Source organism: Pseudolabrys taiwanensis (assembly GCF_003367395.1).
Classification (GTDB): Bacteria; Pseudomonadota; Alphaproteobacteria; order Rhizobiales; family Xanthobacteraceae; genus Pseudolabrys; species Pseudolabrys taiwanensis.
The window spans coordinates 3142609-3157938 of record NZ_CP031417.1 but is presented as its reverse complement, the minus strand read 5'-3'; the positions used below and the strand labels follow the sequence as shown (position 1 = coordinate 3157938).

The 15330-nt window shown below is 63.1% G+C and carries 19 protein-coding genes; 17 read left to right on the top strand and 2 right to left on the bottom strand.

Going from position 1 to position 15330, the window contains the following annotated elements:
• Nucleotides 1-29 precede the first annotated feature (29 nt).
• The 14 genes from DW352_RS15085 (at nucleotide 30) to DW352_RS15020 (ending at nucleotide 10649) form a co-directional block, all read left to right on the top strand.
• The gene (locus tag DW352_RS15085) at nucleotides 30-515 is read left to right on the top strand and encodes a transglycosylase SLT domain-containing protein (protein ID WP_115692109.1); all 486 of its coding nucleotides are present in this window, start codon (nucleotides 30-32) and stop codon (nucleotides 513-515) included.
• A gap of 68 nt (nucleotides 516-583) precedes the next feature.
• Nucleotides 584-1822 carry a flagellar hook protein FlgE gene (locus tag DW352_RS15080; RefSeq protein WP_115692108.1) on the top strand — a complete coding sequence of 413 codons (1239 nt, stop codon included), beginning with the start codon at nucleotides 584-586 and terminating at the stop codon, nucleotides 1820-1822.
• A gap of 29 nt (nucleotides 1823-1851) precedes the next feature.
• On the top strand, nucleotides 1852-3324 hold the full coding sequence (gene flgK / locus DW352_RS15075; RefSeq protein WP_115692107.1) for a flagellar hook-associated protein FlgK: 1473 nt from the start codon (nucleotides 1852-1854) through the stop codon (nucleotides 3322-3324).
• Nucleotides 3325-3329: 5 nt separating this feature from the next.
• Nucleotides 3330-4373, top strand: coding sequence for a flagellar hook-associated family protein (locus tag DW352_RS15070; RefSeq protein ID WP_115692106.1), 1044 nt, complete (start codon nucleotides 3330-3332; stop codon nucleotides 4371-4373).
• A 39-nt stretch (nucleotides 4374-4412) separates the two neighbouring features.
• Nucleotides 4413-4757 (top strand): flagellar biosynthesis regulator FlaF, encoded by a 345-nt coding sequence (gene flaF / locus DW352_RS15065; protein WP_115692105.1) that lies wholly within the window; start codon nucleotides 4413-4415, stop codon nucleotides 4755-4757.
• Nucleotides 4758-4765: 8 nt separating this feature from the next.
• A complete protein-coding gene (gene flbT, locus DW352_RS15060) occupies nucleotides 4766-5176 on the top strand; it encodes a flagellar biosynthesis repressor FlbT (protein ID WP_115694424.1) in 411 nt (136 codons plus the stop codon).
• 17 nt (nucleotides 5177-5193) lie between these two features.
• The gene (gene flgD, locus DW352_RS15055) at nucleotides 5194-5604 is read left to right on the top strand and encodes a flagellar hook assembly protein FlgD (RefSeq protein WP_115692104.1); all 411 of its coding nucleotides are present in this window, start codon (nucleotides 5194-5196) and stop codon (nucleotides 5602-5604) included.
• A gap of 3 nt (nucleotides 5605-5607) precedes the next feature.
• Complete coding sequence (fliQ, locus tag DW352_RS15050) at nucleotides 5608-5874, top strand: flagellar biosynthesis protein FliQ (protein ID WP_115692103.1); 267 nt, start codon at nucleotides 5608-5610, stop codon at nucleotides 5872-5874.
• A 78-nt stretch (nucleotides 5875-5952) separates the two neighbouring features.
• Nucleotides 5953-8040, top strand: coding sequence for a flagellar biosynthesis protein FlhA (gene flhA / locus DW352_RS15045; RefSeq protein WP_115692102.1), 2088 nt, complete (start codon nucleotides 5953-5955; stop codon nucleotides 8038-8040).
• Entirely contained in the window at nucleotides 8037-8786 is a 750-nt protein-coding gene (gene fliR, locus DW352_RS15040; protein WP_115692101.1) for a flagellar biosynthesis protein FliR, read from the top strand. Before flhA ends, fliR begins: the two co-directional genes overlap by 4 nt.
• A gap of 7 nt (nucleotides 8787-8793) precedes the next feature.
• Nucleotides 8794-9219 carry a hypothetical protein gene (locus tag DW352_RS15035; protein WP_115692100.1) on the top strand — a complete coding sequence of 142 codons (426 nt, stop codon included), beginning with the start codon at nucleotides 8794-8796 and terminating at the stop codon, nucleotides 9217-9219.
• 8 nt (nucleotides 9220-9227) lie between these two features.
• Nucleotides 9228-9701, top strand: coding sequence for a rod-binding protein (locus DW352_RS15030; RefSeq protein ID WP_115692099.1), 474 nt, complete (start codon nucleotides 9228-9230; stop codon nucleotides 9699-9701).
• 34 nt (nucleotides 9702-9735) lie between these two features.
• On the top strand, nucleotides 9736-10200 hold the full coding sequence (locus DW352_RS15025) for a hypothetical protein (RefSeq protein ID WP_115692098.1): 465 nt from the start codon (nucleotides 9736-9738) through the stop codon (nucleotides 10198-10200).
• A complete protein-coding gene (locus DW352_RS15020; protein ID WP_115692097.1) occupies nucleotides 10197-10649 on the top strand; it encodes a hypothetical protein in 453 nt (150 codons plus the stop codon). Before DW352_RS15025 ends, DW352_RS15020 begins: the two co-directional genes overlap by 4 nt.
• On the opposite strand, the gene DW352_RS15015 is transcribed toward DW352_RS15020, so the two are convergent.
• Complete coding sequence (locus tag DW352_RS15015) at nucleotides 10615-11328, bottom strand: response regulator transcription factor (protein WP_115692096.1); 714 nt, start codon at nucleotides 11326-11328, stop codon at nucleotides 10615-10617. The genes DW352_RS15020 and DW352_RS15015 overlap by 35 nt on opposite strands.
• 720 nt (nucleotides 11329-12048) lie before the next feature.
• On the opposite strand from DW352_RS15015, the gene DW352_RS15010 reads away from it, so the two are divergent.
• On the top strand, nucleotides 12049-12684 hold the full coding sequence (locus DW352_RS15010) for a recombinase family protein (protein ID WP_115692095.1): 636 nt from the start codon (nucleotides 12049-12051) through the stop codon (nucleotides 12682-12684).
• A gap of 294 nt (nucleotides 12685-12978) precedes the next feature.
• Nucleotides 12979-13497, top strand: coding sequence for a MarR family winged helix-turn-helix transcriptional regulator (locus DW352_RS15005; protein ID WP_425374661.1), 519 nt, complete (start codon nucleotides 12979-12981; stop codon nucleotides 13495-13497).
• A 26-nt stretch (nucleotides 13498-13523) separates the two neighbouring features.
• Here DW352_RS15005 and DW352_RS15000 read toward each other — a convergent pair whose 3' ends face one another.
• Nucleotides 13524-14417, bottom strand: coding sequence for a hypothetical protein (locus DW352_RS15000; protein WP_115692093.1), 894 nt, complete (start codon nucleotides 14415-14417; stop codon nucleotides 13524-13526).
• Between the two features lie 268 nt (nucleotides 14418-14685).
• On the opposite strand from DW352_RS15000, the gene DW352_RS14995 reads away from it, so the two are divergent.
• On the top strand, nucleotides 14686-15219 hold the full coding sequence (locus DW352_RS14995) for a disulfide bond formation protein B (RefSeq protein WP_115692092.1): 534 nt from the start codon (nucleotides 14686-14688) through the stop codon (nucleotides 15217-15219).
• Nucleotides 15220-15330 lie beyond the last annotated feature (111 nt).

The window sequence follows — 15330 nt, the reverse complement described above, 5'->3', positions numbered from 1 at the left end:
CGAACGCGAACGGACCGTGCGAGCGGGAGATGGCGCGCGCGGCGCGCGCGCATGGCGTGCCGCTCGGCGTGCTCTACGCCGTCGGTCTCAGCGAGACCGGACACAAAGGATTTCTGCATCCCTACTCCTTGAATATCGACGGGCGGTCGGTGCGTGCCGGCAATCTGCGCGAAGCGATCGCGCAGTTCCGGGAAGCCAAGAGCAAAGGCGCCAAGTTCATCGATATTGGCTGCATGCAGGTCAACCACCACTTCCACGGCGAGCACTTTGCCGGCGTCGAGGCGATGTTCGATCCGGCGCGGAACGTCGATTACGCCGCCCGGTTCCTGAAGGAACTGCGGGCGCGCGAGGGAAGCTGGACGATGGCCATTGCCCGCTACAACGCGGGGCCGAACAACACCGTCGCGCAGCGGCGCTACATCTGCAGCGTGATCGGCAGCCTCGCCGCGAGCGGCTTCGGCGCGTGGACCGACCGCGCTCGCGCCTACTGCGGCGAGCGCACCAGCATGCGGTAGGAGGCGGATCAGCCTCACGTAAGGCAACTCGACTCTAATGGCCGCGCACTGGAAAGGGAGACTGATCGATGGGTCTGTACGGGGTTATGCGCACTGGCGTCTCCGGCATGTCGGCACAATCGAACAAGCTGTCGACGGTCGCCGACAACATCGCCAACGTGAACACCACGGGCTACAAGCGCGCCTCGACCGAGTTCTCATCGCTCATTCTCAGAAGCGGATCGGGTAGCTACAACTCCGGCGGCGTCGACACTCAGGTCCGCTACGCCATCACGGACGCTGGGCCTCTGCAGTACACGACATCGGCCACCGACCTCGCGGTGCAGGGAAACGGCTTCTTCATCGTCAGCAGCCCGCAGGGCACGCCATATCTCACGCGCGCCGGCTCCTTCGTGCCGGACGGTGAGGGCAACCTGGTCAACGCCGCCGGATACTACCTGATGGGATACAATCTTGCGAATGGCGCCCCCAGCGTCGTCGCAAACGGCGTGGCGGGTCTCGAAGTCGTCAACATCGCGCAGACGGCGCTGCAAGGTAACCCCTCGACCCTGGCGACCCTCGTCAACGCCAATCTCGATTCCAACGCGCCCATCTCAGCCGGCCCGCCGAACTTCACCTCGAAGACGTCGCTCATCACCTACGACAACATCGGCAACAAGGTGACGCTCGACATCTACATGTACAAGACGGCCGCCAATACCTGGGACATCGAAGTTTACAACAACGCCGATTCGACCGCCGGCGGCTTTCCGTATTCGAGCGCGCCGCTCGCCAACGACACATTCACGTTCGACGTGAGCGCGACCGGAAAGGGCGCGCTCGACGCGGCGAGCCCGACGTCGCTGGCCATGACCATTCCAGGCGGTTCGGCCTTCACCCTCGATCTGTCGGTCATGACGCAGGTCGCCACCGACTTCGAGTTCAAGGCCAATGTCGATGGCAACGCGCCGTCGTCCATCGACAGCGTCGAGGTCAGCTCAGACGGTACGATGTACGCGATCTACGGCGACGGCACGCGCAAGGCGACCTACCGCATTCCGCTGGCCACGGTGGCCAGCCCTGACAATCTCTCGCCGGAAGTCGGCAACGTTTATTCGGTCAGTACGAACTCCGGCAACATGCAGGTCGACTTCGCCGGCAGCAGCGGCCTCGGCACCGTCAAGTCCGAGGCGCTCGAACAGTCCAACGTCGACCTCGCAAACGAACTGACGTCGATGATCGAATCGCAGCGCGGCTACACCGCCAACTCCAAAGTATTCCAGACCGGCGCCGATTTGCTCGACGTTCTGGTCAATCTGAAACGCTAAGCGGCAGCACTACGGACGAGAGGCACTCCATGTCACTGACGGTCGCTCTCAGTTCCGCGCGCTCGTCGCTCATGGCGACCGGCATGCAGACCGCCGTGATCGCGCGCAATACCGCAGGCGCGCAGCTCGAGGGGTATTCGCGCAAGAACGTCCTGGTGGCGACCTTGCCGGGAAACGGCGTCTACGTCGCCGGCGTTCAGCGCGCCGCCAGCGCCGGACTGTTCAATAACGTGCTGATCGCGGCGTCGGCCACGGCCAAGCAGGACGCGCTTTATAACGGTCTGCAAAAGATCGCGGCGACTACGCTCGACGACCCCGAGCTCGACCAGTCGCCGGCCGCGCAACTGGCCAAGTTGAAGAGCGCGCTGCAGCAATACGCGACGTCTCCCGACAACGCGACGCTGGCGCAGGCGGCTGTGACGACCGCCAAAGGCGTGGCGACGGCGCTCAACGATGCATCGAAGACGGTGCAGTCGGTCAGGGCGGATGCCGACGCCGACATGGCGACGTCGGTGACGAACATCAACCAGCTTCTGGCGCAGTTCGAGACGGTCAACACGTCGATCGTCAAGGGAACGATCGCCGGCAGCGATATTTCCGACTATCTCGACATGCGCGACAACATTCTGTCGAAGCTGTCGCAAGAGATCGGCATCTCCGTCGCCACGCGCACCAATAACGACATGGTCATTTACACCGATTCCGGTGTGACCATGTTCGAAACATCGGCGCGCTCCGTTTCCTATACGCCGACCAATGCCTACACCCCAGCGACGACCGGCAACGCCGTCTATATCGACGGCGTGCCGGTCACAGGCGCCAATGCCGTGATGCCTGTGCACACCGGCAAGCTCGTCGGCTTGGCGACTTTGCGAGACGACGCGGCGGTCACCTATCAGAACCAGCTCGACGAGGTCGCGCGCGGCTTGATCGAGGCATTCGCCGAGGTCGATCAGAGCGGCGCGGCGCTGCCCGATGTGCCGGGTCTCTTCACTTATGCCGGCGCTCCGGCGATGCCGGCTGCGGGTGTCATCAATGTCGGTTTGGCGGCGGCGATCACGGTCAATCCGTCGGTCGACCAGAATGCCGGCGGCAATCCCAGCCTGCTCAGGGATGGCGGCATCTCCGGCAACCCCGCTTACACCTACAATACGACGGGCGAGGCGGGCTTCTCGGACCGTCTGCAAGCGCTCGTCGACGGCCTCGCCACCAGCCGTCCATTCGATCCGTCGGCGCTGGGCAAGCCAAACGCGAGTCTGGTGGACTTCGCCGGCTCGTCGGCCAGCTGGCTCGAATCGCAGCGCAAGAGCGCCAGCGACGAGGCGAGCTACAACCAGACCCTGCTGGAGCGCAGCGCCGACGCGCTGTCGAACGTCAACGGCGTCAACATGGACGATGAGATGTCGTTCATGTTGCAGGTCGAGCGCACGTTCTCGGCCACGTCCAAGCTGATCTCGACCATCGACGGCATGCTCAAAGATCTTCTCGACGCGGTGAGGTGACCGATATGAGTGCAACTTTCATTTCCACCAATTCCATATCGACGACTTTGCGCATCTCCGCCATGAAGAGCCAGGCGTCGCTTTCGCGGGCGACCGAGGAGGCGACCAACGGCCGCCTCGCCGACGTCGGCCTCAGTCTCGGCGCGCTCACCGGCCGTAATTTGACCCTGCGGGCGCAACTGGTCGACATCGACAAGCTGGTGGATACGAACGCGCTGGTCTCGGGCCGTCTCGATGTGACGCAGGAACGTGTGTCGGAGCTGATCGGTATTGCCCAGTCCTTCCAAAAGGACCTGCTCGCGGCGCGCAACTCGGCCGATGGCGGCAATGTCATCGCGACATCGTCGAAATCGAACCTGGAGAGCCTGCTCTCCACGTTGAACATCACGATGGACGGTCAGTACCTGTTCGGCGGCATCAATACCGCGGTTCCCCCGATGGGCGACTATGCGCCCGGCTCGACCAGCAAGACGGCGATCGATGCCGCGTTCTTCGCGACTTTTGGCTTCTCGCAGACCTCGCCCGCGGTCTCGGGCATCAGCCCTGCGGCGATGCAGAACTTCCTCGATACAACCTTCGCCGCGGAGTTCGACGATCCGGCCTGGGGCACGAACTGGTCGACAGCATCCGATCAGGTCATGCGCAGCCGCATCTCGACGACCCAGACGGTCGACTCGTCGGTCAGTGCCAATGACACGGCCTTTCGCAAGCTGGCGATGGCCTACACCATGCTGAGCGATCTTGGAACGCAGAACCTGAGCGAGGGCGCGTTCCAGACGCTCGTGGATACGGCCACGGTCACGATCGGCGCGGCGATCAACGATCTTGCCAATGTCGGCGCGCGATTGGGCTCCGTTCAAGAGCAGACCACCAACGCCACCAGCCGGCTCAAAGTGCAGTCCGACGTCATCACCAAGCAGGTGACGGCGATGGAGGAGGTCGACCCGACCGAAGCGTCGGTGCGGGTGACCAGTCTGCAAAATCAGCTGGAAATGTCCCTGGCGCTGTCCGCGCGGATCTCGCAGCTCAGCATCCTCAACTTTCTCTGAGCGCTTTTACGCGCCGCAAGCAAGTGACCGTTGATTGCAATGACATTCGGCTATGACGCAGTAATTGAAGATAGCGGCAACGCGGCACGGGCCCGCGAACGTCAGGCACTCACGCTCGGCATCGACCTGCTGAAGCAGGTACAGAGCGGCGGTCTGCCGCCGACGGAGGAAACCGAGGCGCTGCTCTATATGCGTCGGCTTTGGACGTTTTTCGTGCAGGATCTCGCGAGTCCGCAGAACGGCCTGCCCGAGAAGCTGCGTGCTGAACTGATCTCGATCGGCCTTTGGATCATCAAGGAGGCGGACCGTATCCGGGAGGAGAAATCCACGGAGGTGACAGACCTCGTGCTGATCAACACCGTCATCCGGGACTCGCTCACATGAAGAAGCCGATGCGCATTTCTCTCCGCGCTGGCGAGCAGATCTACGTCAACGGTGCCGTGCTGCGAGTCGATCGCAAGGTCGGGCTCGATCTGATCAACGATGTGGCGTTCCTTCTGGAAAGTCAGGTCATGCAAGTCGGCGACGCCACCACGCCGCTGCGGCAGCTCTATTTCATCGTCCAGCTCATGCTCATGAGCCCGCACGACGTCGCCGATTCCAAGTCACTCTATCGCGATCATCGCGCCGCCATCCTGCTGGTGACGGAAAATGCCGACGTGCGGCTGGGGCTGGAAGCGGTCGAGGAACTCGTCGAGGCGAGGCGTTACTACGACGCTTTGCGCAAGATTCGCGCGCTGTTCGATGTCGAACATGCGATTCTGAACGGCACGCCGGTGCTCGACGCCGCGCAGGTGGCCTGAAAACGGAGGAGAGCATAATGGAAGTCGGCGGCGTACAGACGACAAATTCGAAGACGAATCAGGGCACGGACACGAGCTCCGCATCGTCGACGATCGACTACAATGCCTTCCTGCAACTTCTCATCGCTCAGATGAAGAACCAGGATCCGACCAGCCCGACGGACATGTCGCAGTACATGAGCCAGTTCGCGCAATTGTCACAGGTCGAGCAGTCCATCCAGACCAACACGAAGCTCGATTCTCTCCTGTCGTCCAACGCGTTGCTGCAGGCCGACGGCCTGATCGGCCACACCGCGACGTTCACGACCTCCGATGGCGTCGAGACCACCGGCAAGATCACGTCGGTGAACATCATCCAGGGCGGCGCGGTCGCGACCTTGGAGGACGGGTCCAAGGTGCTGCTGGGACCGGGCATCACCATCAGCTAGACCATGAACGAGCGCGACGCCCTCGACATCCTTCAGCAGGCGATCTGGACGATCATCATCGCCGCAGGTCCGGCTGTCGGCTCGGCCATGCTGGTCGGCATCATTATTGCGCTCCTGCAGGCGCTAACCCAAGTGCAGGAGATGACGCTGACGTTTATCCCCAAGATCGTCGTCATGCTGATCGTCGTGGCCGTGTCCGGCACGTTCATCGGCGCGCACATCTACGCCTTCACCGAAGTCGTCTACTCCCGGGTCGAGCACGGCTTCTGAGCCAAGCGGCGGCGTTCGCCACCTTCACGCAAGGTCCGCCCGGCAAGGTGCGGACATGACCTTGTTGCGGGAATTGCCATGGCCGATGTGCTGACACCAGCTCTCCCCAGCGAGCGCCGGATCGGCACCGACGTGTTCTTCGCCATGGGCATCGTCGTCATGGTGACGATCCTTGTCCTGCCGATGCCGGCTGTCTTGATCGACGTCGGCCTGGCATTCTCGATCGCGCTGTCGGCTCTCATTCTCATGGTCTCGCTGTGGATCCAGCGGCCGCTCGACTTTTCGGCGTTCCCGACCGTACTGCTGATCGCGACGGTCTTGCGTCTGGCGCTGAACGTCGCCACCACGCGCGTGATCCTGTCGCATGGCGGCGAGGGCGAGCACGCGGCGGGTTACGTGGTCGCGGGCTTCTCGAAGTTCGTCATGGGCGGCGACTTCGTGATCGGCTTGATCATCGTCGCCATCCTCGTCACCGTCAATTTCGTGGTCATCACCAAGGGTGCGACGCGCATCGCGGAGGTCGGCGCGCGCTTCACGCTCGACGCCATCCCCGGCAAGCAGATGTCGATCGACGCCGACCTGGCGGCGGGCCTGATCGACGACAAGGAAGCGCAACGGCGGCGTCGCGAGCTCGAGGAGGAAAGCGCCTTCTTCGGTGCCATGGACGGCGCCTCGAAGTTCGTGCGCGGCGATGCCATCGCCGGCCTCATCATCACGGCGATCAACATTTTCGGCGGCATCGTCATCGGCGTGACCCATCACGGGTTGCCGCTCGCCCGCGCGGCCGACGTCTTCACCAAGCTTTCGGTCGGCGACGGCCTCGTCTCCCAAATTCCGGCGCTGATCGTCTCGCTCGCCGCCGGCCTGCTCGTTTCGAAAGGCGGCACGCGCGGCTCGGCCGAGCAGACGGTGCTCCGCCAGCTCGGCAGCTATCCGCGCGCTTTGTCGGTCGCGGCGCTCATGATGTTCGTGCTGGCGCTGATGCCCGGACTGCCGCTGCTGCCGTTCGCCTTCCTCGGCGGCGTCATGGCCTTCGTAAGCTATGCCCTGCCGCGGCGCCAGGCGGCGCGGGCGCGGCTTGAAGAGGCGCGTGCCATCCAGGCGCGCGAGCAGGCCAAGGCCGACTCGAAGGATTCGATCAAGGAATACCTTAAGACCGCCGAGATCGAACTCTGCGTCGGCAGCCAGTTGGCGGTTCAGATGCTGAACGCGCATAGCGAGCTGGCGCACCGCGTCACCAAGATGCGCCGTCGCTTTGCCACGCAATACGGGTTTGTCATTCCCGAGATCAAGCTGAGCGACGACCTGTCGGCTGGCCCGAAAACCTACCGGATCAAGATCCACAGCACCATCGTCGCGCAGAACGAACTGCGCATCGGCGAGGTGCTGGTGTTGTTCGACGGCGATCGCAAGCCGGATGTGCCGGGCGACGAGGTCGTCGAGCCGGCCTTCGGCCTGCGGGCGATGTGGGTGCCGGAAACCTTCGCCGAGGAAGTCAAGCGCGAGGGCTTCAAGACCGCCGACAACATCTCCGTGTTGTTGACGCATCTGAGCGAAGTCATACGCGGCAACCTGGCGCAACTTCTGTCCTACAAGGACATGCGCACCTTGTTCGAGAGGCTGGATCCCGAGTACAAGCGCCTGATCGACGACATTTGTCCGTCGCAGATTTCATACTCCGGGCTGCAGGCCGTGCTCAAGCTGCTGCTCGCCGAGCGAGTCTCGATCCGGAACCTGCACCTCATTCTCGAGGCGATCGCGGAGATTGCGCCGCATGTGCGTCGCTCCGAACAGGTGGCGGAACATGTGCGCATGCGGATCGCGCAACAGATCTGCGGCGATTTCTCGGACAACGGCGTGTTGAAGGTGATGCGGCTGGGCAACCGCTGGGATCTCGCCTTCCACCAGAGCCTCAAGCGCGACAGCAAGGGCGACATCGTCGAATTCGACGTCGAGCCGCGCCTGGTGGAACAGTTCGCGCAGGATGTGTCGGCGGCGGCGCGCAAGGCCGCGGCGCAAGGCGAGCAGATCGTGCTCGTGGCGCCGCCGGAGGTGCGCTCCTATGTGCGCATGATCACCGAGCGGGTGCTGCCGACGATGCCCGTCCTGTCGCACGTCGAAATCGCGCGCGGTGTCGAGATCAAGTCGATGGGGGCGCTGTCTTGACGGCAGGTCTTTCCACCGCTGTCCTCGCGACCTTCCTCGTATTCTGCCGCGTCGGCACGTGTCTGATGGTCGCGCCCGGCTATTCGCGCGCGAACATCCCGGTGCAGGTCCGGCTGTTTCTCGCTGTGGCCGTGACGCTGATGCTGTTTCCCCTGCTCGACGGCACGGTGCGGCCGTTGGTCGAAGATGCGGCGCCGGCGGCGGTCATTCGCCTCATCTGGTCGGAGCTGATGATCGGTCTGCTGATTGGCTTCACGGCGCGTGTTTTCTTTCTGGCGCTGCAGACCATGGCGACGTTGATCGCCAATGCGATCGGCCTTTCCGGCGTCGGCGGCACGGTCGACGACAACGAACAGGCGCCGGCCCTTGTGCCGCTGATCACGATCACGGCGACGGTCCTGTTTTTCCTGACCGATCAGCATTGGGAATTACTGCGCGGCTTGATCGGCTCCTATCGGATCTGGCTGCCGTCCGTCGGCATCACCGGAGAAACCGGCTTCGTCCAACTCGTCGAGAACCTGTCGCAGGCATTCACGCTGGCGTTCCGTATCGCGAGCCCCTTCGTCATCTACGCGGCCATCGTCAATTTGGCGATCGGCCTCGCCAACAAGCTCACGCCGACGATCCCCATCTACTTCATCTCCATCCCCTTCGTTCTTTTCGGCGGCCTTCTGCTGGTCTACCTCACCAGCCGCGAACTGGTACTCCAGTTCATGCTCGGCTTCTCCTCATGGCTCGCGGGCTGATTTCACGATGAAGACGAGAGACCGCAAGATCAGGCGCATCGTTGCCGTCCAGGAGCAGCTCCATCGCATGGCCGAGTGGCAGCTGATGGAGTCGCAGGCCAAGGAGCGCGAGTTGCACGATCGTCAGCTGCGCCTCATTGGCAGCTTCAGCGGCGAAGGCGGCTTGGCCGAGCTCGTGGCGCAAGTCGCGTCGCGCAGCCTGCGGGTCGCGAGCGTCGAACACAGCGTGCGCGCCGAAGAGACGGAGCGGCATGCGGCCGTGGCGTTGGACGAGATGCGCAAACTCAAGCACGCCCTCAAGATGGCGGAGGTTGCGCGCAAGCGCGCCGCTCACGCCCAGGAGAAGCGGGTGCTCGAGGATGTCATGGGGCGGATGGCGCTGCGGTCCGCCGGAACGGCGCCGGTCGAGGCCATTCTTCCGGTCAGCGAGTGAGGTGAGCGATGACGGTAGCGCCGGTTCCGGATCTTATCCTTGACGTGATGGCGGCCGCCGATCCGGCCGCGCGCAGTGCGGCGACCAGCAAGCTCGAGCGTCTGACGCCGGCAAGCGGCGACTTCGGTGCGACGATGGCCGAGTCGGCCCGGTCCGCTGCGGCCGACACGGCCGCGGCCAGCACCGGCACGATGGGCAGCCTGCTGCCGGGCGGCACCGGGCATGCGACCTTCGTGAAGAAGGACACCAGCGACAACGCCGTCTACCGCAAGTTCGAAGCCTTCGTCCTGCAGATGTTTGTCGAAACAATGCTGCCGCAGAACGCCAACGATGTCTTCGGCAAGGGCACGGCCGGCACGGTCTGGCGCTCGATGCTGGCTGAACAGCTCAGCAATGAAATGGCCAAGGGCAACGGCATCGGCATAGCGAAGCAACTCGCCAAGTCGCGTGCCGCGGCCGGCGGCGGACAAAGCGAAAGCTGACTTTTCCTAGACGCAGTTCTGAAGCGAGGAGCCGATGGAGCAAAAACAGTCGCAACTTGTCGTCGCATCCGACGCGCCGGTCGTGCCGGCGTTGCCGCACGCGATCGCCGCCGAGTCCGAACCGGAGCGCGCGCCGGGCCAATGGCTCGGCACCCATGCCAGCATCTTGCACGTCATCGAGCGGCTGAAGGTTACGATCGACGAGGAAACGGCGGGCCTCGAGCTGCGCGCGCCCGTCGACCTCGACGGGTTCGGCCAGCGCAAGAACCGTGGTTTGCTGGAGCTGACGCGGGCGATGCGCCTGACACAGGACGTCGCGAGCGATCCGCGCGTCGTGGCTTGCCTGACGGGCCTGCGGGCCAGTCTGGTGCGGAATCAAGCCGCGTTGCAGATCCAATTGGACGCAGTCCGCGAGGTCTCGGCCATCATCGCGCGGTCCATCCAGGAAGTGGAGTCCGACGGCACTTATTCGTCGACGGGGCCGATGCCATGCAAATGATCCGGTTCATCTTGACCGGTGTCTGGGCTTGCATCGTCACGGCGGGCGCGGCCTTTGCCATCTCCTATTGGAAAGAGAGCAACGCCGCGCTGCCGCCGAAGCAGGAGTATCTCGATGGCCTCGCCTACGAGAAGACGAAGGTGATCAACGTCCCCATGATCGCTGAAGGAAGCATTCAGGGGTATATCGTTGCCCAATTCGTCTTCACGGCGGATTCCAAAGTGCTGCGTCAGTTGCCGGTACCGCCCGATGCTTTCGTCGTCGATGAAGCCTTCCGTAAGATTTACGGCGACGAGAAGTTCGATTTCAAAAACCTCGCGCGGTACGATCTCTCCCGCTTGACCCAGATGATCAAGGAGCGCGTCAACAAGCGGTTGCAAGCTGACGTGCTGCAGGATGTCCTCGTCGAGGACTTCAATTATGTCTCGAAGGACCAGATTCGGCGCTAGACTTCGTCGGCAGGTCGTCGAGCCGATAGCCCATGTAGCGCTTCGACTCGATCGGATCGTAGCCGAGATGCCCACGCAGTTTCTTGCGTAGCTTGCTCACATGGCTTTCGATGACGTTCTCGTCGAAGCTTGCGTCGAACAGCCCGTAGATCGCATTGAAGAGCTGGGTCTTCGTGAGCCACTTACCCTGGTGGCTGACGAGGTGCTCCAGAATCCGCAGTTCGCGGCGGGGCAGCGTCATGGTCCGGCCGGCGACCTCGGGATCGCGCCCGTCGAGGAATACGCGGATCACGTTGGTCGGCTCCTGAGCGGAGGCGCCGATCGTTCGGCGACGAATGACGGCGGTCCGAACCAGAATTTCGCGGACGTGAATTGGCGCATGCACGACGTCGTCGACGCCGGCCTCGAACAGCTCGATCGTGTGCTTGAGTAGCTTCAGATTGTTCAGCGCGATAATGGGAGCGCGGCAGCGATGACGGATGCTGCGCGGCAAGGTCGTGCGATCCGGGCAATCGCCCAATAGAAACGCGTTGATCGCGCTCAAATCATTGCCGACAGCGCCTTCCAGCCAGTCGCGGAAGTCCTTCGAAGTAAAGCCGATTGATGCCACACCCTCGCGCCCGAAGCCGGCCGCATAGCCGTGCGTGACGCTCTCCCGATCATCAATGACAACGAACATGTGATCGTCCCTGTGTTTTTGCCGTAGTTGTCTTTTTCTGACGTCGAAGCGCCCCGGCCGCCTCGATCGCCTCATCTGTTTGCACGCAACACAACAGGTACTAAGCGCCTCGGACGCGTGCTCGATCGTCGGAGCACGCGTTAACTTTGTCGGCGGCAGCCAATAGGGCAGCTCCCGCTCCGCGAACGGAGCGGCTGGGCCGTGATGGTCGAGACCGTGCGGTCGTCCCCCGACTATCCGCTGAGCGTCCCTACGCGACGCCTTACGCGAGCAAGTACTGGTATCTGCGCACTGCTTGATTGTTCGGAGCGTGAGCGCGGAGCGGACGGTTCGTCGCGCGCTCCCTCACGGTTAACGAACGACCAGAGTGCGGAGCGAGCCCGGCTTGGTGTGACCGTCGAGGTTAATCGACCGGTCGTCCCCCCAATTTACCGCCATCGTTAACGTGGCGGAGATTTTCAGAAAACGCAGCGAAATCACCGACAAATCAATCGGGAAGTTAAATAAAGCAAAGCGGCGTAGTAACTCGTAAATCCTATAGAATAAAAGGTTCCCTTTCGCCGTAATCGTAAGTAATCCGATTCGCGAGGCCGGAATTGACGGCGGTTATTACGTCTGAGAACTAGGCAATTATGTGCAAAACGCCGAGAAAAAAATGGAACCCTTTTGTCAAGCCGTTGAGCGAGGACGAGAAAAACAGAAAAAACAGGGAAGCTAGACGTGAAGTATAGAGTTGAGAGTACCGCTCCTTCAGCGACGCGGCAGAAGATCGGCTACGCACGGGTGTCGACGGGCGAGCAGACGCTTCAGCCGCAAACGCTCGCGCTCGAAGCCGCAGGCTGTAGCAGGATACTGACCGACCACGGCATCTCCGGCGCCAAGTTCATCCGGCCCGGCTTGAGCGAAGCGCTCGCGCAGCTGCAAGAAGGGGATATGTTGGTGGTCTGGCGGTTGGACCGGCTCGGCCGGTCGTTGCCGCACCTCATCGCCATCATCAACGACCTCGCCGATCGCGGTATCGAATTCAAGTCGCTGACCGAGAGCATCGATACGAGCTCGTCCGGCGGCAGGCTCGTGTTCCACATGATGGCGGCGCTGGCCGAGTTCGAGCGCTCGCTGATCAGCGAACGCACGCGCGCCGGCATGCTTGCCGCCCGCATCCGCGGCTCGCGCATGGGCCGGCCGCCGGCGTTAACCGCGGCGCAGAAGCAAGAGGCGGTGCACATCATTCAAGGCGGCCAGCCGCTCAGCGTCGTCGCCGCGCGCTACAACGTGCATATCCGCACGTTGCGCCGTGCGATCGCCCTCGAAGCGGTGGAAGCCGCGCCGGATGGCGATCTGAGGCAGGACAACTGAGCCGAACGACGCGCAAGTGAACCGGCGCGGTTCGTAAAATTCGACGAGAGTTGCGCGAAACGCGCTCTCGTTCGCGCTGCACGCGACCCGACATCGAAAATTTTAGTCGATAGGGATGGCTCGCATCAACGCGCGCTTAGCGATGTCGCGCGCGTTTCGTGATTGGAATTATGCATACACAGATAGATGCAATTTGCGCGCATCGTTTAAGCCGATTTTCAGACGCAGAAACCAAAAGTTCCGTTGCCGGTATTTAAGTCCGCCACCGACCCTTTCTAGGAAAGAAAGAGCATTATCATGAGCGCCGTTACGGCTACGATCGACTTTTCCGACTCACTTTCGTTTCACGCCTCGCAAATCCATAAGGCCTATGGCGAAAGTGTCATGCTCCTCGAGCGGATGCGGCGGCGGCTGCTCGACGTGATCGATGCGGAGCTGACCCGTCTCGGCCGCAACGACGTCAATGCCGCGCAGGCCTTTCTTCTTTACCATATCGGTCATAGCGAGCTCACGGTCGCGGAGCTGCGCACGCGTGGCTATTATGGCGGTTCCGACGTCTCGTATAATTTGAAGCGTCTCGTCGAGACGGGCTTTCTCGATCGGCAGCGCTCCGAGCGCGACCGTCGTTCGATCGTGATCAAGCTGACCGCGAAGGGCGGCGAAGTGCGTGACATCATCGATGTCGTCTATGACCACCAGATCGCTTCGGTCGAACGCGTTGCCGGGGTCTCGTCGGGAGATCTGAAGGCGCTGAACGGCCTCCTGCGTCGCCTTGAACGTTTCTGGGCCGACCAGATTTTATACCAGCTCTGACGTCGGTGCCCCGCCGCGAGGGCGGCTCAGCGTGAGCGGATGACGCCCTTGCTTGTCCAGACCGTCCAGCGGCCGCTGTCGAACCTGATATCTTGAATGCGGCCGAGATCGGGAACGTCCTGTCCGAGGACGACCTCGACGACGCCGGGGGCGCCTTCAAGAATGGCGACGCCTTCATAGGCGCGGCGCACCGACCATCCGGGAATGGCATTGCCGCGGCGCGCGCCGGCGGTTTGCGGCTTCTGCTGCGGCTTGATGCTGCCGGTGACGTCGGGAGCCGGAGCCAGGGCCGCTTGCTGCGTTTGAGTGGCCCGCGTCCGTTCGACCGACAGGCGCTCGATTTGGTTCGCCGTGGCCGACTGGGCGCGCTCGACACGATCGAGATTTTGCGCGACGCGGCCATAACGATCGCTCGCGGTTTTGCTGGCCGCGTCGAGGGCGCTGCTGGTCGACGCGATGTCGTTCGACAGGGCCGACACATTGCGCTGCAGCTGCGCGACGGTGTCACGGAGATGGCGCAGCTCCGCATTGGCCGCCGTCGAGATGGGAGCCGGTCGCATCAGCAGATAGGCGAGGGTGCCGGCGCAAACGATCGTGCAGATGCAGACCAGCATCGCCAGCGTAACGAAAGGGCCCTTCCAGGCCTGCGACGGCGCCGGTTTGACCACGATCGTCGTCGACGGCACCGGCATGCGCGGTTTGGGGCTGACGATTTCGGTGCGCGCCGCGGTCCGCGCGCTTTTCAGGCTGGCGAGCGCTTCACGGGCGAGTCGTTCGTCGAGCGTCGCCGCCGTGCTGGCCGCGTTCTTGACCGACGGCCGTGCTTGACGCGTGTCCGTCGGTTTCGAGGCATTCGCCTTCGCGGCGGCCGGTGCGGTCGCCGCCGGCGCAGGGACGTCGCTGGCTTGTGTGTCGGCCATGGCCTTCCCGGCAAAAGACAATATTGCGACGGGTAACAGCCAAACCTTGCCTGGAGCCGGTGTGGCGGCGGCAGGCACAAATTCGTGACCGCCCGCGAGGTCGCGACCGGGCCTATTGTGAAGCCGGTTCTATTGTGAAAGCCCGGTACGCGGGCTAAGGCTTGCCGCAAGGGCACGACGGCACAGGCAACGGACGCCAGTCCATGAAGCGGACGCATTTGCCCCCGACAAGAGTGCTTCTACCGACCCACATCGCGCATCCATCCCCATGACAGACACTTTAGCTATTGTCCGCGCCGATCCGCCGCGCGCCGCCGCCGCGGCGCTTCTCGTGATCGCGCTTGCCACCATCGCCGGCTTTTTCTTCTTTCAGTACGTGCTGGGATACCCGCCGTGCCCGCTCTGCCTCGAGCAGCGGATACCCTACTATTTCAGCGCGCCGCTCGCGGCGCTGCTCTGGCTCGGCGCCGGCTACGGCGCCGCGCGCAAGGTGCTCATGTTGGGCTTCCTGGCGATCGCCGCGGCCATGCTGTGGGACGCCGGCCTCGCCGCCTACCATGCCGGCGTCGAATGGAAGTTCTGGGCCGGTCCGACCGATTGCAGCGGCCCGATCAACGCGATCGGCTCGACCGGCGACCTCATGAAGAGCCTGCAGAGCATCCGCGTCGTCCGCTGCGACGAAGCGGCTTGGCGTCTCTTCGGCATTTCATTGCCGGGATACAACGTGCTCGTATCGCTGGTAATGGTGGCCGTCGCCGCCTGGGGCGCCAAAGCCGTCTACGCGCGCGCCGACGAGAAATGAGAACGACCACGACGCAAGGCGCGCGTACATCCGGCGACGCCTGCTCATCGTGGTCGTCAACGCCCGCCAGGCTCGGCCTAGCAGCGTGGGTCGAAGGAACGATTGCTCGCT